At 45.8% G+C, this 18,803-nt stretch carries 18 protein-coding genes; 10 read left to right on the top strand and 8 right to left on the bottom strand.

The features are described from left to right. Positions 1-12 precede the first annotated feature (12 nt). Together B6A14_RS08885 and B6A14_RS08880 are read left to right on the top strand one after the other, a co-directional pair. A complete protein-coding gene (locus tag B6A14_RS08885) occupies positions 13-798 on the top strand; it encodes an SDR family oxidoreductase (RefSeq protein ID WP_087910099.1) in 786 nt (261 codons plus the stop codon). After that, positions 795-3,275: an ABC transporter permease gene (locus B6A14_RS08880; RefSeq protein ID WP_201721500.1), complete on the top strand. Its 2,481-nt coding sequence runs from the start codon at positions 795-797 to the stop codon at positions 3,273-3,275. Before B6A14_RS08885 ends, B6A14_RS08880 begins: the two co-directional genes overlap by 4 nt. Here B6A14_RS08880 and B6A14_RS08875 read toward each other — a convergent pair. The 4 genes from B6A14_RS08875 to B6A14_RS08860 are packed head-to-tail and all read right to left on the bottom strand — an operon-like array spanning position 3,272 to position 5,495. Further along, on the bottom strand, positions 3,272-3,808 hold the full coding sequence (locus tag B6A14_RS08875) for an RDD family protein (RefSeq protein ID WP_087910098.1): 537 nt from the start codon (positions 3,806-3,808) through the stop codon (positions 3,272-3,274). The two genes, B6A14_RS08880 and B6A14_RS08875, sit on opposite strands and share 4 nt — an antisense overlap. Positions 3,809-3,835: 27 nt before the next feature. Then, positions 3,836-4,453: a DUF3106 domain-containing protein gene (locus B6A14_RS08870; RefSeq protein ID WP_087910097.1), complete on the bottom strand. Its 618-nt coding sequence runs from the start codon at positions 4,451-4,453 to the stop codon at positions 3,836-3,838. 14 nt (positions 4,454-4,467) lie between these two features. Next, positions 4,468-4,929: a DUF3619 family protein gene (locus B6A14_RS08865; RefSeq protein WP_087910096.1), complete on the bottom strand. Its 462-nt coding sequence runs from the start codon at positions 4,927-4,929 to the stop codon at positions 4,468-4,470. After that, a complete protein-coding gene (locus tag B6A14_RS08860) occupies positions 4,926-5,495 on the bottom strand; it encodes an RNA polymerase sigma factor (protein ID WP_087910095.1) in 570 nt (189 codons plus the stop codon). The genes B6A14_RS08865 and B6A14_RS08860 overlap by 4 nt, the downstream gene beginning before the upstream one ends. A gap of 192 nt (positions 5,496-5,687) precedes the next feature. Between B6A14_RS08860 and B6A14_RS08855 the strand changes: the two genes are divergently transcribed. The 6 genes from B6A14_RS08855 (at position 5,688) to B6A14_RS08830 (ending at position 12,384) form a co-directional block, all read left to right on the top strand. Beyond that, on the top strand, positions 5,688-7,475 hold the full coding sequence (locus B6A14_RS08855) for an acetolactate synthase 3 catalytic subunit (protein WP_087910094.1): 1,788 nt from the start codon (positions 5,688-5,690) through the stop codon (positions 7,473-7,475). Next, positions 7,475-7,966, top strand: coding sequence for an acetolactate synthase small subunit (ilvN, locus tag B6A14_RS08850; protein ID WP_087910093.1), 492 nt, complete (start codon positions 7,475-7,477; stop codon positions 7,964-7,966). The genes B6A14_RS08855 and ilvN overlap by 1 nt, the downstream gene beginning before the upstream one ends. Positions 7,967-8,018: 52 nt before the next feature. Further along, a complete protein-coding gene (gene ilvC / locus B6A14_RS08845) occupies positions 8,019-9,035 on the top strand; it encodes a ketol-acid reductoisomerase (RefSeq protein WP_087910092.1) in 1,017 nt (338 codons plus the stop codon). Positions 9,036-9,077: 42 nt separating this feature from the next. Next, positions 9,078-9,725, top strand: coding sequence for a phosphatidylserine decarboxylase (locus tag B6A14_RS08840; protein WP_087910091.1), 648 nt, complete (start codon positions 9,078-9,080; stop codon positions 9,723-9,725). Positions 9,726-9,749: 24 nt separating this feature from the next. Next, positions 9,750-10,610 (top strand): CDP-diacylglycerol--serine O-phosphatidyltransferase, encoded by an 861-nt coding sequence (pssA, locus tag B6A14_RS08835; protein ID WP_087910090.1) that lies wholly within the window; start codon positions 9,750-9,752, stop codon positions 10,608-10,610. A 226-nt stretch (positions 10,611-10,836) separates the two neighbouring features. Further along, on the top strand, positions 10,837-12,384 hold the full coding sequence (locus B6A14_RS08830) for a 2-isopropylmalate synthase (protein ID WP_087910089.1): 1,548 nt from the start codon (positions 10,837-10,839) through the stop codon (positions 12,382-12,384). A 38-nt stretch (positions 12,385-12,422) separates the two neighbouring features. Here B6A14_RS08830 and B6A14_RS08825 read toward each other — a convergent pair whose 3' ends face one another. From B6A14_RS08825 to B6A14_RS08810, 4 genes are all read right to left on the bottom strand, one after another. Continuing rightward, the gene (locus B6A14_RS08825) at positions 12,423-12,968 is read right to left on the bottom strand and encodes a lipid-binding SYLF domain-containing protein (protein WP_236635701.1); all 546 of its coding nucleotides are present in this window, start codon (positions 12,966-12,968) and stop codon (positions 12,423-12,425) included. A gap of 73 nt (positions 12,969-13,041) precedes the next feature. Continuing rightward, the gene (locus tag B6A14_RS08820) at positions 13,042-14,445 is read right to left on the bottom strand and encodes an efflux transporter outer membrane subunit (protein WP_087910087.1); all 1,404 of its coding nucleotides are present in this window, start codon (positions 14,443-14,445) and stop codon (positions 13,042-13,044) included. Between the two features lie 8 nt (positions 14,446-14,453). Beyond that, positions 14,454-15,410: an HlyD family secretion protein gene (locus B6A14_RS08815; protein ID WP_087910086.1), complete on the bottom strand. Its 957-nt coding sequence runs from the start codon at positions 15,408-15,410 to the stop codon at positions 14,454-14,456. A 2-nt stretch (positions 15,411-15,412) separates the two neighbouring features. Then, entirely contained in the window at positions 15,413-15,799 is a 387-nt protein-coding gene (locus B6A14_RS08810; protein ID WP_087910085.1) for a DUF3302 domain-containing protein, read from the bottom strand. A gap of 286 nt (positions 15,800-16,085) precedes the next feature. Here B6A14_RS08810 and rpsO point away from each other — a divergent pair, with 286 nt between their 5' ends. Next, positions 16,086-16,355, top strand: a complete 270-nt coding sequence (gene rpsO / locus B6A14_RS08805) for a 30S ribosomal protein S15 (RefSeq protein ID WP_068948469.1) — start codon at positions 16,086-16,088, stop codon at positions 16,353-16,355. Positions 16,356-16,622: 267 nt separating this feature from the next. Then, a complete protein-coding gene (pnp, locus tag B6A14_RS08800) occupies positions 16,623-18,779 on the top strand; it encodes a polyribonucleotide nucleotidyltransferase (protein ID WP_087910084.1) in 2,157 nt (718 codons plus the stop codon). Positions 18,780-18,803 lie beyond the last annotated feature (24 nt).

Here is an 18,803-nt window from a genome sequence, read left to right as displayed (position 1 = left end):
ATAGGAGACAAAATGGATTTAGGAATTAAGGGTAAGGTTGCATTGGTCATGGCATCTAGCCGTGGCCTAGGCCAAGCTATGGCGGTATCCCTGGCGCGCGAGGGTGTGAAGGTTGCAGTCACTGGCCGTAATCCCGAAGGCCTGAAGCATTCGGTTGAATTGATTGAGGCAGCTGGCGGTAAAGCTTTGGCGCTGAACTGGGATCTCTCAGATATTTCTGTGATTGATGGCTTGGTTTCTCAAGTTGAAAAAGAGCTGGGCCCAATTGATATCTTGATTAATAACACTGGTGGGCCGCCTCCAACCTTGGCTACGGGCCAAGATCCTGCTCTTTGGCAAAAAAGCTTTAATGACATGGTTCTGTCACTGATTGCTATTACTGACCGGGTATTGCCAGGTATGCGGCAGCGTCAGTGGGGGCGCATTATTACTAGCACCACCTCAGGCGCTATTGCCCCAATTAAAAATTTAGCGATTTCTAATACCTTGCGAGCTGCACTACTGGCATGGTCTAAAACATTGTCTGCTGAAGTGGCCCATGAAGGTGTGACTGTGAACATCATCATGCCGGGTCGCATTGCAACTGATCGCTTACGCCAATTAGATGAGGCCAAAGCTAAACGTGAGAATATTTCTTACGCGGATGCGGTTAAAGCAAGCTTACAGCAGATTCCGATGGGTCGTTATGGAGATCCTCAAGAGTATGGTGATGCTGCAGCATTTTTGGCTAGCCAGAACGCCTCCTTTATTACTGGCACTGTCATGCGTATAGATGGCGGTCAGATTCAGGCAATTTGAAGCTGATAGCCGACTTTCTCAAGAGTCTTAAACAAGAGCTGCGCTCTCGCGAGCTAGCTTGGCTATTTATTGCGCTAACACTTTCGGTTACAGCTTTATCCAGCGTTAGCTTTCTGGCTGATCGTATGCAAAGGGCATTTCAGTTTGATGCCCGCCAATTACTTGCCTCTGATGTATTGATTGCTTCAGATCAGCCGCTCCCAGAGCGATTTATTACGCAAGCAGCTAGTCAGAATCTGAAGATTGCTCAGACGATTGTGTTCCCGAGTATGGCAACTGTGGGATCGCAGAGCAAATTGGCTTCTTTAAAAGCAGTAAGTCCACTATATCCGTTGCGTGGTGCTCTACAGGTGCAGGCGAGCAGCTCAATTTTTAAGTCTGGGCCACCACCTGGTTCTGTGTGGGTCGATCCAGTCATGCTGGGCAGTTTACAGGCAAAGCTTGGTGATCAAATGACACTAGGACAGAAAAAATTTCAAATTGCTGGTGTGCTTGAGCGTGAAGTAGACCGCGGTGCGGGCTTTATGAACTTTGCACCACGCGTGATGATGTCATTAGAGGATTTACCAGCTACGGGTTTAATCGGGCTTGGCAGTAGGGTGACTTATCGCTTGCTGCTTGCTGGCGATGATGAGCAAGTTCAGTCATATGAAAAATGGGTCAAGGGCTATATTGATTCTGAGGGCTTGCGCGGCTTACGAATTGAGACGCTAGAAAATGCACAGCCTGTAATGCGAAAAACTTTAGAGCGGGCAGAGCGCTTTCTATCCCTGATTGCTGTTCTTACCGCCATGGTGGCAGCTGTAGCGATTGCTTTATCAGCGCGTCGTTATGCACTTAAACAGGCCGATGGTTGTGCGGTTCTCAAATGCTTTGGCGCGACTACATCCATCATTCTAAAAAAACAATTCAAAACAATTCTAGGTTTGGGACTCTTTGCTGCACTATTGGGATCTGCTCTCGGTTATTTGGTCCAACTGGCATTAACCTTCTTGCTAGGAAATTTGATTTTGACAAGCTTGCCTAGTATTTCAGTCTGGCCTGTTATCTGGAGCTCACTCTTTGCCTTTTTTCTGTTGATTGGCTTTGCTGGGCCACCAATCTTTTCATTGGTGAAGATTTCACCAATACGACTCATCCGTAAAGAATTTGAAGGTATCAATAGTTCGGCTATATGGGTCGCTATCTTTGGTTTGGGTACAGCAGCCGTTCTCATAGCGCTTGCAGCACGAGACTTAAAGTTAGCCTTTTGGGCTGGTCTTAGTTTTGGCGGGGCTATTGTGGTGTTTTCTGCTTGTGCTTGGATAATCCTCAAGATATTGAGCAAAATTCGGACAAAGAATTTTGCGCTTCGCTTCGCGATTACTGCACAAACTCGGCGCTCTGGTTTTGCGGTGATGCAAATGACTTCACTGGGTATCGCCTTAATGGCCTTATTAATGATCTTGTTGTTACGCCAAGATTTGTTAAATACCTGGCAAGGAAATATCCAAACAGATGCACCTAATCGTTTCATGATTAATGTGCAGGGAGATCAAAAGTCGAATATCACCCAGTCCTTAGTTAAGGCCGGCGTGACAAAACCAGACTTTTTCCCCATGATTCGAGGTCGCTTGGTTGAAATTAATGCGCGCGACATCTCTCCCAATGATTTTTTAGAGGATAACGCTAAGCGCTTAGTAGACCGAGAATTTAATCTCTCTTATACCGATCAGCTGCCGCCAGGCAACCGCTTGACTGAGGGTAAATGGATTTCGGGAGATAGTCCGCAGATATCCATGGAAGTGGGAATCGCTAAAACGCTCAAACTCAAGATGGGCGATCAACTGACTTTTGAGGTGGCAGGAGAAAAAATTACTGCGCCAATCACCTCGCTGCGTAAATTGGATTGGGGGTCGATGCGAGTCAACTTCTTTGTGATTATGCCGCCTGCGCAATTAAATGCTTTGCCACAGTCCTGGATTACTTCCTATTATCAAGACCCAAATCAAGGAGCGCTTGATTTTCAGATGACGCAAACTTACCCCAATCTCACAGTCGTTGATGTATCGGCATCGCTAAAGCAAATACAAGATGTCTTGAATAAGCTCTCTGCAGCACTCGGACTGCTATTCGCATTTACGATCGCTGCAGCAGTCTTAGTGCTGGTGGCTGCTATTTCAGCAACCCAGGATGATCGATATCGCAATGCTGCCTTATTAAAAGCGATTGGCGCTTCACGCAGCACATTGGCCAGTATTGCGCGTGTTGAACTGCTGGTGATTGGTTTCGTTGCCGGTACTTTAGCAGGCCTTGCGGCAGGAGCTGCTGCCTGGGCTTTGGGTCGCTATGTCATGGAGATTGAATTTAACGCCTTTGGTCAGTCGCTCCTCATGGGAGTTTGCTTTGGCGTAATTGCTTGTCTAGCGGCTGGATATCGCTTTGGTCAAAAGATTCAGAGTGCTACTGCAATTGAATGCTTAAGAGAGAGTCACTAAGTTAACTTCACTAAGTTCTTAGGTAGCTCAACTAGGCGCGTCCCCGCAAAACGATCAGCTAAGCCTTGACGTTGCATTGGATCTTTGCGATCCAAATAAATCGTGAGCGGCCAAAAAAATAGGGCCACTGCAAAAAGCATTTCAATAATTTGCCATTTCTCTAGGCGGAATGCCCATTGCAATAGAACGCAAGGAATAAGCCAGAGAGAGCCGTAAATATAGCGCCAAAAAGCTTGACGTTTTTTGAGTGTATGGCCTTGCTGATCAATCAAGCGAACACGCCAAGTTTGCATCGCCAATGTCTGGCCCGACTTTGTCCAATACCAAATAAAGTAAATGCCTAGTACGGTGTAGAGATATAAAAACGTTAACCAACTTGGCAGTGAAACTCCAAACAAAATACCTAGACCAAGATTGGGAAGTAAAAAGGTGAGCGCGATAACCCCAAGAAGTACCAATTGCTCATACAAGCAGCATGAAACGCGGCGCCAGAATTGTGGGGAGGGTAAGACTTTGAGTTCGGCTGGCGTCATAAAACAGCTTTGAGTGTCATCAAAAAACTAGTTGTTGGGTGCACTGCTCTCAGGGGCTGATCCAGAAGGTTCAGCCGGAAGACTCCTTGGATTTGGAGTTGGCGGAGGCGGAGTAGTGTTTGGGTTAATGACATGCTGCTGTAGTGTAGGCGCATTGATGGCATTTGGCTTTTTCTTGGTCTGAGTTTCAGCCAATTTTCTTTTTGTTTCATCACTGAGCTTTTGATAAGCCGTCCAAGCCTCAGCTTTTTTCTCAGCAGGAAACTTGAGGCTGCTCAGATAGTTCTCGCGCGCAATACGACGCTCTTTCTGAGATAGGTTTGACCAGCTTGCCATACGCGATTGCAAGCGCTGCTGATCTTGTGGACTCATTTTTGGGTAGATATTGGCTACTTGAATCCATTTCTTACGGCTGTCGGGAAGCATGTAATCCCAATCGCTTTCCAAGGGAGCCAGAATCTGCTGTTGTGCGGGTTTAAGACCTTCCCATGTTCCATCCGGTTTCTTTTCTGGAATGGCTGGAGCTTTTCCGAGAGCAGCGCTTGGCGTTGCTTGTGCAAGAACAGTGGATGTATGAATACCAAGCGTGCAGATCACTAGCGCTGCACAAGCGCTAGCAATAAAAGACTTCGGTGTTCGTAACATCGAAAGGTACTGAATTATTTGCTTTGAACTGAGTCTGTAGCGGAATCACCAGAATCAGATAGAGGACCATTCTTGAGGAAGGCTAAGAAGCCACTGTCAGCATAGGCATCGGGTGGAACATCATCAGACAATAGGGCTGCATCCACTTCGGCAATGTCGTTAATACGAGAATCATCTTGCCATTGAGCGATAGCAATTAATCCAAATACTAGTACCGCGAGAGGTGCTACCCAGCCAAGCGTATCCCACATGCCGTTTGATCCTGAGTTCCAGCTACCAGCTGTACTTGCAAATACAGGTTTATGGGCAAATACTTTTTCTGTTTTTCTAACAGAGAGGGCTTTCATACGCGCTGCATGGAGGCGGTCTTTAATGCCAGCAGGCAGACTCTGGGCGCCTTGGCTAAGCAGGGCGGCACTAGCACGGCCAAATTGGTCTGCTTGGGTCTCGGTCAGTTGGTCATCAAAGTGTTTCACAGCGTAATTCCTTTTAGTTTCAATGCTTTAGCTAGGGTCTGGGTGGCTCTAGAACAATGGGTTTTGACGCTTCCTTCACTGCAACTCATTGCTTTAGCGGTTTCAGTAATACTTAGCTCATCCCAATAACGCATCAGGAAGGCTTCTCGTTGACGTACAGGTAATTTAGCAATTTCTGACTCCAAAGCCTGTAAAAGCTGACTCTGTTCGAGTTTTTGAGCCCCATCTTGGTGAATTTCACTGTCATCTGGGGCTGAAAGTGACTCTAAAGGGTCAAAATCATCGTTGTCATCGGTTTTCTTACCCATGTTGGAAAACAGGGTTACCCAGGTATTTCTGACCTTTTGGCGCCTAAACCAGTCATGGATCCGGTTTTGCAGAATTCTAGTGAATACCAGGGGAAGCTCGGCGGCTGGGCGATCACCGTATTTTTCAGCCAATTTGATCATGGCGTCCTGAACAATGTCCATGGCGGAGTCATCATCACGCACGGCATATACGGCTTGCTTAAAAGCACGCTGCTCGACACTGCTCAGAAAGTCAGATAGTTCTTGGGCTGATGCCATGCAATGGATTAGACCTGAATCGGTAAGAATTGGGCTATTTTAGGGGATTGCTATAGAATATAGGGCTTACTACCTAGATTCTCATTCAAGAAGTGGTTTTTCCGGTAGCAGCGCCGTTCGAACTCGGGCCACAAGCAAGAGACAGAACAGACCAAACAATTTTTTGCCGAAAATTGCAAAGGACGAAAGAAAATGAATACAAGCAGCGCCGAATTTTTAGCTACTAAAGCTAACAAAGACTCAGCAAATCAAAATATCGTAGCCGCACCTCCAGAAATGATTGGTGCAGAGATGCTCGTGCAAGCTTTGCACAAAGAGGGAGTTGAATACGTTTGGGGTTATCCAGGCGGTTCTGTTCTCTTTATCTACGATGAAATTTTTAAACAAGATAAGTTTGAACACATCCTTGTTCGTCATGAGCAAGCAGCCGTGCATGCGGCCGATGGTTACGCACGTGCAACCGGTAAGGTTGGCGTTGCATTGGTAACCTCAGGTCCTGGTGTAACTAATGCAGTTACCGGAATTGCGACGGCTTATACCGACTCGATCCCAATGGTGATCATCAGCGGTAACGTGCCAACTTACGCAATTGGTGAAGATGCTTTCCAAGAAGCCGATACCGTTGGTATTACTCGCCCAATTGTGAAACATAACTTCTTGGTAAAAGATGTTAAAGATCTTCCTTTGGTATTGAAGAAGGCTTTTCACATTGCACAGACAGGTCGTCCAGGCCCAGTGTTGATCGACATCCCTAAGGATGTGTCGGCAACTAAGGGTCCCTTTGTGTATCCAGAAACTCTGGAGATGCGTTCTTACAATCCAGTAGTGAAAGGACATAGCGGCCAGATTCGCAAGGCGATTGCCTTACTGCAAGAAGCAGAGCGTCCATATATTTACACTGGTGGCGGAATTATTCTGGCAGACGCAGCTCCTGAGCTCAAAGAGTTTGCTGAGTTATTGGGCTACCCAGTGACCAATACTTTGATGGGTCTTGGTGGATTCCCGGGCACTAGCCCACAGTTTGTTGGCATGCTCGGTATGCACGGCACCTATGAAGCCAATATGGCTATGCAGCATAGCGATGTGTTGATTGCAATTGGTGCGCGTTTTGATGACCGCGTGATTGGTAATACACAGCATTTTGCAAGCCATCCACGCAAAATCATTCATATCGATATCGATCCGTCCGTAATTTCTAAGCGCGTGAAGGTGGATGTTCCGATTGTTGGCAATCTCAAAGAAGTGTTGGTTGAGATGACTGCGCAACTTAAGGCTTCTGGCCCTCGTAAAAACGGTGAGAAAGTTGCGGCATGGTGGGATCAGATTAATGAGTGGCGTAAAAAAGATTGCTTGAAATACGACGAAGCTTCTCAGATTGTGAAGCCACAGTATGTGGTTCAGAAGTTATGGGAATTGACTGGTGGTGATGCTTTCATTACCTCTGACGTAGGTCAACATCAAATGTGGGCTGCTCAATACTACAAGTTTGATCAGCCACGTCGTTGGATTAACTCTGGTGGTCTTGGCACCATGGGCGTAGGCTTGCCTTACGCTATGGGTATCAAGAAAGCATTCCCGGAGAAAGATGTGTTTGCGATTACGGGTGAAGGCTCCATTCAGATGTGTATTCAGGAGCTCTCTACCTGCAAGCAATACAACACTCCAGTGAAGATTGTTTCATTGAATAACCGTTATTTAGGTATGGTTCGTCAATGGCAGGAGCTTACCTATAACAAGCGCTACTCCAGCTCATACATGGATTCTTTGCCTGACTTTGTGAAGTTAGCAGAAGCCTTTGGTCACGTTGGCATGCGCATTGAGAAGAAGTCAGATGTTGAGGGCGCGCTCAAGGAAGCGATTCGTTTAAAAGATCGAACCGTGTTTATGGATTTCCAAACTGACCCAGAAGAAAACGTTTGGCCTATGGTTCAAGCGGGCAAGGGAATTACTGAAATGCTTTTGGGTAGTGAGGATCTTTAATGCGACACATTATTTCTATATTAATTGAGAACGAACCAGGGGCATTATCACGAGTAGTAGGGCTGTTCTCGGCGCGCGGTTACAACATTGAGGCTTTAAGTGTTGCGCCTACCGAAGATCCCTCTTTATCACGCATGACGATTGTCACCATTGGTTCTGATGATGTCATTGAGCAAATTACTAAGCACTTAAACCGCCTCGTTGAGGTTGTTAAGGTATTTGATCTAAGTGAAGGTCCGCACATTGAGCGTGAGCTCATGATGATTAAAGTGCGCGCTGTTGGTAAGGAGCGCGAAGAACTGAAGCGAACTACTGATATTTTCCGTGGCCGCATTATTGATGTGACGGATAAGAGCTACACCATTGAACTGACGGGCGATGGTGCTAAGTTAGATGCCTTCATCGATTCAATTGATCGTGAATCGATTCTCGAAACGGTTCGCTCAGGCGGTTCTGGTATTGGGCGCGGCGAACGCATTCTCAAAGTTTAATTTTTTAACTGATTTATTAAGCAATATATATTTTTCAATACAAGGAAATAGCATGAAAGTTTTTTACGATAAAGACGCTGACTTATCCCTCGTTAAGGGCAAGAAAGTCACCATCATTGGTTATGGTTCACAAGGTCATGCCCACGCATTGAACCTCAAGGACTCTGGCGTTAACGTGACTGTCGGTTTGCGTAAGGGTGGTGCTTCATGGTCTAAAGCAGCAAATGCTGGTTTGACAGTGAAAGAAGTTGCTGATGCCGTAAAAGACGCAGATATCGTCATGATGTTATTACCAGATGAGCAAATTGCGGATGTCTACACCAAAGAAGTGCATGGCAATATTAAGCAGGGCGCTGCTTTAGCTTTTGCCCACGGTTTTAACGTTCACTACGGTCAAGTTCAGCCACGCGCTGATTTGGACGTCATCATGATTGCTCCTAAAGCTCCTGGCCACACTGTTCGTGGGACTTACTCACAAGGTGGCGGTGTTCCACATTTGATCGCTGTCTACCAAGATAAATCTGGTTCTGCTCGTGACCTCGCTTTGTCATATGCAACAGCTAACGGTGGTGGTCGTGCCGGCATTATCGAAACAAACTTCCGTGAAGAAACTGAAACTGACTTATTTGGTGAGCAGGCTGTTCTTTGTGGTGGCGCCGTTGATTTGATTAAAACAGGCTTTGAAGTATTGGTTGAAGCTGGATATGCTCCAGAAATGGCTTACTTTGAGTGCTTGCATGAGCTCAAGTTGATCGTTGACTTGATCTACGAAGGCGGTATTGCAAATATGAACTACTCAATTTCAAACAATGCTGAGTATGGCGAGTACGTTACTGGCCCACGTGTTGTTACTGCTGAAACTAAGAATGCAATGCGTCAATGCTTGAAAGATATTCAAACTGGCGAATACGCAAAGAGTTTCATCTTGGAAAACAAAGCGGGTGCTCCAACCTTGATTTCTCGTCGTCGCTTGAATGCTGAGCATGAAATTGAAATTGTTGGTGCTAAGTTGCGTGCGATGATGCCTTGGATTGCTAAGAACAAATTAGTAGATCAAACTAAGAACTAAGAAGTAAAACAAAAGTAGTTCAATAAAAGGCTCAGAACAAAGATGATGTATCCGCACCCCATTATTGCAAAAGAAGGTTGGCCGTATTTAGCACTAGTGGGTGCTTTGACTTTATTGATCCACTTTCTAGGTGGCATTGCATGGTCATGGCCACTCTGGATCATTTTTATCTTTGTTCTGCAGTTCTTCCGCGATCCACAGCGCATTCCTGCTTTAGGTCGTGATTTGGTCTTATCTCCAGCAGATGGTCGGATTGTTGTCGTTGAAAAAGCCAATGATCCATACGCTGGCCGTGAAGCGCTGAAGATTAGTGTTTTCATGAATGTTTTTAATGTTCACTCCAATCGGAGTGCCGTCAATGGCATGGTGAAAGAGATTCAATATTTCCCAGGTAAGTTTGTTAACGCAGACTTAGATAAAGCATCTACTGAGAATGAGCGCAATGCCGTTGTCATTGATGCCAATGGTCAGATGGTGACTCTGGTCCAGGTTGCAGGATTGATTGCACGCCGCATTCTTTGCTATACCCATGTGGGCGATCGCCTCAAAGCGGGTGAGCGCTACGGTTTTATCCGCTTTGGTTCTAGGGTTGATGTCTATTTGCCCCTCACAGCTGAGCCATTGGTAAGTGTTGGTGATAAAGTATTCGCTACAAATACAGCCCTAGCTCGTATGCCAGGCCTAGATTAATTACAACTCAATACTGGACTTTCTTTGACTACATTTCGCCGTCGTGGCCGCATTGATCGCAGTCGCCTCTCGCACAAACGAACGGGTGCAGATGAGAAGTGGGCTGAAGAATTGGATGATGGTCTTGATTTCGAGGTAGAAGAGTTACATCCTCAAAAACCACGCTTACGCAGCAAGGGAATTTATTTACTTCCCAACGCATTTACTACAGCAGCTTTATTTTGTGGCTTCTTTGCGATTGTGAATGCGATGAATCACCAGTTTGAAATGGCAGCAATCGCTATTTTTGCCTCCCTGGTTTTAGACGGCATGGATGGTCGTGTGGCTCGTATGACAAATACGCAAAGTGCTTTTGGTGAGCAATATGATTCTCTCGCTGACATGGTTTCATTTGGCGTTGCTCCTGCACTAGTTGCATACGAGTGGGCTTTAAAGGATTTGGGTAAGTGGGGCTGGTTGGCTGCCTTTACCTATTGTGCTGGCGCTGCTTTGCGCTTAGCCCGTTTTAATGTGAACACTGGTGTTGTTGATAAGAAGTTCTTCCAAGGTTTGCCAAGCCCAGCAGCTGGTGCGCTGATGGCAGGATTTATCTGGTTGGCTGACGATAATAAGATTCCAGTGCGCGATACCTTAATTCCGTGGGTAACCTTCTTTATTGCCGTCTACGCTGGCTTGACCATGGTCTCAAATGCCCGTTTTTATAGTGGTAAAGCCCTTGATGTACGCTATCGCGTGCCTTTTGGCGTGATGGTCATCATGATTCTGACCTTCGTTTTGATTTCCTCCAATCCGCCTTTGACCTTGTTTGGCGTATTTGTGGTTTATTCCATATCTGGCTATGTCATTTGGGCCTGGGAACGGCTTAGCGGCAAACGTTTTAGCTAATTTTAGAATTTTCGGGTATATTTAACCCATGTTGATGAATTTGTCTTTAAGCAGCCTCCTTCTACTAGCACTAAGCCTAAAGCTTGGGGCGGGTAAGGCCTGAGTTGATGAGATCAAAATAATCCATTAACCACCACATACCAGCCCCAGCTAATTGCTGGGGTTTTTGTTTTTAAGCTTCAAATTGAGTCATTGTTAATAAAGAGTTCAAAACCGGAGAGTAGTGATGAGCGATAAAGTAATCATTTTTGACACCACCTTGCGTGACGGCGAGCAATCCCCTGGGGCTTCTATGACCAAGGATGAAAAAGTCCGTATTGCTCGTCAATTAGAGCGTCTCAAAGTCGATGTGATCGAAGCAGGCTTTGCCGCGAGCTCCGAAGGTGACTTTCAGGCAATCTCAGCAGTGGCTGCTGCGATTAAAGATTCTATTGTGTGTTCATTGGCCAGAGCAAATGATAAAGACATTACTCGCGCCTCTGATGCCTTAAAAGCCGCTAAAGCAAAACGCATTCATGCATTCTTGGCGACAAGTCCTTTGCATATGGCTGTTAAATTACGTATGTCTCCAGAAGAAGTATTGGAGCAAGCCAAACGTTCGATTCGCTTTGCTAGAAACTTGGCTGAAGATATTGAGTTCTCAGCAGAGGATGGCTATCGCTCAGAAATCGATTTCTTATCTAGAGTAGTTGAGGCAGTGATTAAAGAGGGTGCCACTACTATCAATATTCCCGATACCGTAGGTTATGCGACTCCTGAGTTGTATGGTGAATTCATTAAAGCCTTGCGTACACGGGTACCGAATTCAGATAAGGCCGTGTGGTCTGTGCATTGCCATAACGACTTGGGTATGGCGGTTGCTAATTCCTTGGCTGGCGTGAAGATTGGTGGAGCGCGTCAGATTGAGTGCACCATTAACGGCTTGGGCGAGCGTGCTGGCAATACTGCATTAGAAGAAATTGTGATGTCTTTGCGTACTCGTAAAGATTATTTTGATATGGTCTGCGGCATTGATGCCAGCCAAATTGTTCCAGCATCGAAGTTGGTCTCTCAAATCACTGGCTTTGTAGTGCAGCCCAATAAGGCGGTAGTAGGTGCAAATGCCTTTGCTCATGCATCAGGCATTCACCAAGATGGTATTTTGAAGAACCGTGAAACTTATGAAATCATGCGCGCTGAAGATGTGGGCTGGTCTACTAATAAGATCGTCTTGGGTAAATTATCTGGCCGCAATGCGTTTAAACAGCGTTTGCAAGAATTAGGCATTACCGTTGAAGCCGAAGCAGATTTAAATGAGGCTTTTGCAAGATTTAAAGCTTTAGCTGATCAAAAAGCAGAAATCTTTGATGAAGACATCATTGCCATCATGTCAGATTCTGCTGCTGCAGAGGAGGGTGAGCATTATCACTTCATCTCTTTGAGCCAGCATTCTGAAACGGGTGAGCGTCCTAAATCACGCGTTACCTTCCGCATGGGCGAGAAGGAAGTAAGTTCTGAGGCTGAAGGCAATGGCCCAGTAGATGCTAGCTTGAATGCGATTGAAGAAATTGCTAAGAGCGGGGCAGAGCAATTACTGTATTCAGTCAATGCGATTACCTCAGGGACTCAATCGCAGGGTGAAGTGACTGTGCGATTAGCTAAGGGCGGTCGGATTGTGAATGGCGTTGGCACTGATCCAGATATTATTGCTGCCTCTGCCAAGGCGTATTTATCTGCCTTGAACAAATTGCATGATCCAAGTCAGGCAAAGCTCAACGCCCAGATGGCCCCTTAAGTGATACCTTCAGTTTTTTGTAGGCACTACAAAGATTTTCACTTGTTTAAGTCGGAGTCTTTGTAGTATTTAGTTCCTTTGCCGGTGATTTCAGCGGCAAGCCCTGTGTCTGTTAATTGGTACATCAGCACTCCAGGAGCAACAACGGAGGCATCTTGGTAAGAAGCGCCATCCTTGTCGTATTTAGCCGCTGCAGTGACCTGTCCACCAAAAGTCCATCCAGAGTTGACAAAGCTATTGAGCGCAGCTTCGGTTTGGAATATAAAAATATTTTGAAATGATTTAATGCCCAGACCAAGTCCTGCCTGCACCTCTGCCATATCCATGTAGACTGGTTTCTTAGATAATTTGTTGATCACTACACCAGTGCCCGTGCCGCCACCAGCAATTAAAATTTTCATGCCGAAGTTACTAAAGGTGGCATACCCAATCGATTTATCAATGAGGTCTTTTGCCTTTGGCTGTACCTGATAGAGATGCTTTAGGATTTCATCATTCTTTTTGAGAATGTCTTCTTTTTGCTGGGCAACTGTTTTACTTGAGCCAAACGGATTTGATAATTGTGCATAAGAGTGTGCCGGCAAGAAGAATATACTGCCGATAAAAAGAAAAGAGAAGATTATTTTCATAGTGGTCGATAGATTATGTAGATGGAACTTAGTCTGCTGAGCCACCTAAGGCTAGATAGAGGTTTATACGTTGGGCTAGAGCGTCAACTTGACCTTGGCGCCAGCTTATATCAGTGGTGTTAGTTTTAATGCGCTGTTGCTGAATTTGGCGTTGGTCTACTTTACCAATCTGAAACTCAGACTCAGTGCTTTTCATGACGCGCTTTTGTTGGTCTAGTTGTATTTGTAGCTGAGTATTGCGCTCACGCCAGGTTGCTTCACCATTTAATGCATTCTCTACATCATTAAACGCTGATAGAACTACTTTGCCATAGTTGGCAAGCGCAGCTTGCGCCTCTGCGTTTTGGTAGGCAATTTGTGCTTCAATAGCACCGCCTTGAAATAAGGGAAGCGCAACATTAGCACCAACCCCAAAGCTAGTGCTTGCACCGTTGACTAAGGTAAAAATTTGGCTATTGATATAACCATAACCAGCTGTCAAACTGATTTTGGGAAGTCTTGCTAGCCTTTTCTCATCGGCAAGATAGAAGGCGCTATTAACGCGTGCTTCAGCAGCAATCAAATCAGGCCTGCGTTCTAATAAGTCCGCTGGTAAGCCAGGAGCAATAGGTTGGGGAAGGGCTGGCAGCGCTGTGGTTTTCAGGGGCTCAGCTTTTGGGTATCGCCCAACTAAGGTTTCAACAGCACGCAGTGCTTGATCACGTGCTAAGGCGCTATTAAGCGCAACTTCTTGTGCTTGAGCGGCGCTAATTTTTGCACTAGCTACATCATTAGCAGAAGAAGCACCAATGTTTTCTCGTACTTGCATCAAGTCCGCGATTTTTTGTGAGGCATCAGCATTGTCTTTGGCTAATTGCGCTTGCTCTTGTAAGCTACGCGCAAGCCAAACGGATTTGGCTAAGGTTGCAATCAATGAAAGGCGAGCGGCATCTTGATCGGCATTGATGGCTTTGGAGTTTTGTTCAGCACCCGCAATCGATGTGCGAACACGACCCCATAGATCAAGCTCCCAACCGGCGCCAATATAAAAACCGGTTAATCCAGTTCCACTTGAGCCAACTTTACTGCCGGTATTACCAATCGCATTAATACCTGGGTATTGTGAGCCACCCGCAGCATTAATTAAGGCTTCAGACTGAGTCCTGCGGGCTGCAATAATGCGAATACTCGGGTTATTTTGTAATGCTTCGGTCACTAGGGCATTTAGCTCACCATCATTAAATTGCTTTAACCATGCATCATCCACCTTCAAAGTATTTTGGTTGGTGGCATTACTTGTTTGAAATTGTGTTGGGATACTTGCATTAGGCAGTGATTGATCGACTAGTTCTCGATTGTTCTTTAATGGGCTAATAGTGCAGGCGCTCAAGGTCACCACCCCTAGCGAATAGAGCACGGCTTTATGACATGAGTTCAGCTGTCGTTTATGCATCTCTATTACTAATGCAATTTCGGAATGATGTAATTGAGCTTAGTGCTGATGCGCAACATCACTTTGCGAATGATGTGCAAGAATGCAAGATGATCGGTATAGACCGCGCCATCTCCAACGGCACCAGCAGGTAGCAAGAGCTCTGCATGACGATCATCCATTTGTAATTTGACTGCAAAACGATTTACCGGAATTTCTCGCAAGCCAGTGGTCGGTAGATTACCGCTGACGCCGATTTGGCCTTGACCTTCAGCGAGGATGATTGATTCCACCCGTGCCTTCAGGATTTTTCCTGGAAAGCTAGGAATATAAAACTCGGCTTCATTACCCACTTCAATTTGATGCAACTCATTCTGATTAAACAGGGCATAGATTTGCGGAGTATCTTCCATGAAGGTCATCACTGATGCGATCGGAAAGGCTGCCACAAAAGCACCAGGGCGCAATTGCACGTTTACTACCGTGCCATCACTCGGCGCTCGGACAACGGTTTGCTCAAGGTCATATTCAGCATTAATTGTTTGCTCACTGAGTTCGGCCAGATCTGTCTCAGCCTTTTCTAAATCAAAGCGATTGCCTGAACCACTTTTCACCAACGCTTCATTCTCTTTGACTCGCAATTTAGCGAGTTTGAGTTTGGCTTTGAGCGCATTAACTGAAGCTTGATATTGAGTAGGGTCAATCTTAAAGAGAGCATCGCCTTTTTTGACGCGTTGATTTACTGTCACGGGCACATCAGTAACGCGACCCTTTACCTGGCTCACAATACCCACGGAGTTTCTGACAACCACGACATTGCTAGAGGAGGGTGAGAAGATGTTGAGTAGCAATATGAGAGTGATCATCCCAACAACGGGAATTGTGAAAACAATGACTTTTGCTACGGTATTCCAAGGCAGTAGTTTGTATTTAAAAAAGATTAACCAAACAATGCCGGCATAAATGCCAAGAATCAGCGCTTCCATGCTTATTTCACCTCAGCCTGTTCTGCTTCTAGCTCTTTATCTATAGGCTTGTATTTATCAGTTCCATAGGCGAGCTTGTACATGGTCGGGCGGGTATAGGCCCAAAGGTAGGCAAAGGGCCACAGCAAACCTCCAACAAAGAGGGAAAGAATGCAGAGTGCATGAATGGCGTCCCGTTGGGGGTGCTCCCTACGTTTGGCAATCGTATCTGGGAGAATATGAACGTACCAAAACCCCGCTATAAAGCCGATCGGCATCACTATTAAAACCACCCAAGAGATGATGTTGGCAAATCCATCAATCAGATCTGGGGGTAAAAATGAGGCATTTGCCAAGGACGGTATGAGTAATAACGGCGTTAGAAATGCAATGAGTGGGGTCTTTTTCATGGTATTTGACTCATTTTGCTCAATAAGGGGTTCAGAATACTGTACGAGGGTCTAAATTGCTGATTTTTAAGTAATTTAGCATGTATTTTTAGAGGCGTTAATTGGCTTTATGTCGAATATTGACCAGAATTGTGCCCATTGGAGAAGGCATCATTTCTAACAATATCAGGGGATCTGCTACAATTCGAGGGCTTTGATTTGTAAAGCTTTTTTGTTTTATTTTGTTAATAACGCACGACACAAATTGGGTGAAAGCTCAAGTGTTCGCAAGTAAGGAGTATTAAAAATGGCAGTTGCTGATATTAAGACGGCGGAAATCGTCAAAGAAAACGCGCGCAGCGCAAACGATACGGGTAGCCCTGAAGTTCAAGTTTCATTGCTAACAGCCCGCATCAATGAATTAACCCCCCATTTCAAGGCTAACGCTAAAGATCATCACAGCCGTCGTGGTTTGTTGAAGATGGTTTCACGTCGCCGTCGCCTCTTGGATTATCTCAAGGGTAAAGATTTGGATCGCTATCGCGCATTGATCGACAAATTAGGTCTCCGTAAGTAATTCTTATCGGTATGCAATGCCATCTTTCTTAGGGTTGTTTCTTTCCAGATTCAGTCTTAAGCAGATGGCATGTTTTTTGGGCGCTTCAAGTTCATTTGTGTAGGGGATCGTGTCATTCCAATGAGTTTCTGAATATCGATCAGAGTCTCCTTGGAATGGCATCCCTTGTGACCTTAAATCGCTCCAGTGTTGTCGTGACACTGCTTTATCCCACGACAAGCGCAATGCTCATGTGAGTTTTGCGTGAACAATTTGGAGAAGATCAGAATGACTATGTTTAAAAAAGCAGTAAAGAGTTTTCAATGGGGTAATCATCAAGTAACAATGGAAACAGGCGAGATTGCTCGCCAATCTGGTGGTGCCGTTATTGTTAATGTTGATGACACCGTAGTAATGGGTACAGTAGTTGCCTCTAAGTCTGCAAAGCCAGGCCAATCCTTTTTCCCATTAACAGTAGATTATTTAGAAAAGACTTACGCAGCAGGCAAGATCCCTGGTGGCTTCTTCCGCCGTGAAGGTCGTCCATCAGAAGGTGAGACCTTGATCTCCCGTTTGATCGACCGTCCATTACGTCCTTTGTTCCCAGAAGGTTTCTTGAACGAAGTTCAGGTGGTGGTGCATGTGTTGTCCATCAACCCAGATGTGCCTGCTGACATTCCTGCTTTGATCGCTGCTTCTGCAGCATTGGCAATTTCAGGCATTCCTTTTGCTGGCCCAGTGGGTGCAGCTCGTGTTGGTTGCGCGAATGGCCAATACCTTTTGAACCCAACTCGTACAGAGCAGGCTACTAGTGAACTCGATTTGATCGTTGCTGGTACACAGGCTGCTGTATTGATGGTGGAGTCCGAAGCAAATCAACTCTCTGAAGATGTCATGTTGGGTGCCGTAGTTTATGGTCACGACCAAATGCAAACTGCGATCAACGCGATCAATGATTTAGTGCGTGAAGCTGGTAAGCCAGAGTGGGATTGGACTGCAGCCCCTAAAGATGAGCCATTTATTGCTAAGGTCACTGCATTGGCTGAAGCGCCATTGCGTGAGGCTTATCAGATTCGTCAAAAGGGCGCACGTTCAGATAAGCTGAAAGAAATCTCTAAACAAGTATTGGCGAAGTTATCTGAAGAAGGTGACGTTGATGCTGTTGCTGTGAGTGACATCATGTTTGAAATCGAAGCGAAGATTGTTCGTAGCCAGATTCTGAACGGTGAGCCACGTATTGATGGCCGTGATACACGTACTGTTCGTCCAATTGAAATTCGTAATGGCGTATTGCCACGTACACACGGTTCTGCATTATTTACCCGTGGTGAGACACAAGCATTGGTAGTAGCTACCTTGGGAACTGCCCGTGACGAGCAAATTATTGATGCTCTCGAAGGTGAATACCGCGATCGTTTCATGTTCCACTACAACATGCCTCCGTTCGCTACTGGCGAAACTGGCCGTGTAGGTAGCCCTAAGCGTCGTGAAATTGGTCACGGTCGTTTGGCTAAGCGCGCATTGATTCCAGTATTGCCAAGCCCAGAAGATTTTGCATACAGCATTCGTGTTGTTTCAGAAATCACTGAGTCCAATGGCTCATCATCCATGGCTTCCGTTTGCGGTGGCTGTTTGGCAATGATGGATGCTGGTGTTCCAGTAAAAGCTCACGTTGCTGGTGTAGCAATGGGCTTGATTCTCGATGGCAATCGTTTTGCTGTATTGACCGATATCTTGGGTGACGAAGATCACTTAGGTGATATGGATTTCAAAGTAGCGGGTACTGCAAACGGTATTACTGCGCTCCAGATGGACATCAAAGTTCAAGGTATTACTAAAGAAATTATGCAAGTTGCGTTGGCACAAGCAAAAGAAGGTCGCTTGCATATCTTGAGCAAAATGCAAGAAGCCATGGGTTCAGTTCGTACAGAGCTGTCAGCACATGCTCCACGCATGGTCTCATTCAAGATTCATCCAGATAAGATTCGTGAAGTGATTGGTAAGGGTGGTGCAACCATTCAGGCCTTGACTAAAGAAACTGGTTGCAGCATTGATATCAAAGATGACGGCACAGTAACCATTGCCTCTACCAGCGCTGAAGGCATGGCAGAAGCAAAAGCACGCATCGAAGGCATCACTGCAGAAGCTGAAGTAGGCAAGATCTACGAAGGCCCAGTTGTGAAATTGCTTGAGTTTGGCGCCTTAGTAAATATTCTTCCAGGTAAAGATGGTCTCTTGCATATCTCTGAAATTTCTAACGAGCGCGTTAAAGAAGTTAAAGATTACTTGCAAGAAGGTCAGGTTGTGCGCGTGAAGTTGCTTGCTGCTGATGAGCGTGGTCGTTTGCGTTTATCTCTTAAAGCCGCAATGGCAGATGAGGGTGGCACGATTGCTCCTTTAGCTGGTGCTGCTGAAGCGGCTCCTGCGGCTGACGAAACAGCTTAAATCATTTACGTCTACTACTGCGAG

Source organism: Polynucleobacter hirudinilacicola (assembly GCF_002192535.1).
In the GTDB taxonomy this organism is placed as follows: domain Bacteria; phylum Pseudomonadota; class Gammaproteobacteria; order Burkholderiales; family Burkholderiaceae; genus Polynucleobacter; species Polynucleobacter hirudinilacicola.
Note: the sequence above shows the minus strand (reverse complement) of the source record. Positions and strands in the feature narration are given on the sequence as shown.

Bases quoted from the DNA above. Each gene is read 5' to 3' on its own strand.
- B6A14_RS08885 (WP_087910099.1), top strand. From the start codon at position 13: ATGGATTTAGGAATTAAGGGTAAGGTTGCATTGGTCATGGCATCTAGC.
- B6A14_RS08855 (WP_087910094.1), top strand. From the start codon at position 5,688: ATGAATACAAGCAGCGCCGAATTTTTAGCTACTAAAGCTAACAAAGAC.
- pnp (WP_087910084.1), top strand. From the start codon at position 16,623: ATGACTATGTTTAAAAAAGCAGTAAAGAGTTTTCAATGGGGTAATCAT.
- B6A14_RS08875 (WP_087910098.1), bottom strand. From the start codon at position 3,808: ATGACGCCAGCCGAACTCAAAGTCTTACCCTCCCCACAATTCTGGCGC.
- B6A14_RS08815 (WP_087910086.1), bottom strand. From the start codon at position 15,410: ATGGAAGCGCTGATTCTTGGCATTTATGCCGGCATTGTTTGGTTAATC.
- B6A14_RS08820 (WP_087910087.1), bottom strand. From the start codon at position 14,445: ATGCATAAACGACAGCTGAACTCATGTCATAAAGCCGTGCTCTATTCG.
- B6A14_RS08830 (WP_087910089.1), top strand. From the start codon at position 10,837: ATGAGCGATAAAGTAATCATTTTTGACACCACCTTGCGTGACGGCGAG.
- B6A14_RS08810 (WP_087910085.1), bottom strand. From the start codon at position 15,799: ATGAAAAAGACCCCACTCATTGCATTTCTAACGCCGTTATTACTCATA.
- ilvC (WP_087910092.1), top strand. From the start codon at position 8,019: ATGAAAGTTTTTTACGATAAAGACGCTGACTTATCCCTCGTTAAGGGC.
- B6A14_RS08860 (WP_087910095.1), bottom strand. From the start codon at position 5,495: ATGGCATCAGCCCAAGAACTATCTGACTTTCTGAGCAGTGTCGAGCAG.
- B6A14_RS08840 (WP_087910091.1), top strand. From the start codon at position 9,078: ATGATGTATCCGCACCCCATTATTGCAAAAGAAGGTTGGCCGTATTTA.
- rpsO (WP_068948469.1), top strand. From the start codon at position 16,086: ATGGCAGTTGCTGATATTAAGACGGCGGAAATCGTCAAAGAAAACGCG.
- B6A14_RS08870 (WP_087910097.1), bottom strand. From the start codon at position 4,453: ATGTTACGAACACCGAAGTCTTTTATTGCTAGCGCTTGTGCAGCGCTA.
- ilvN (WP_087910093.1), top strand. From the start codon at position 7,475: ATGCGACACATTATTTCTATATTAATTGAGAACGAACCAGGGGCATTA.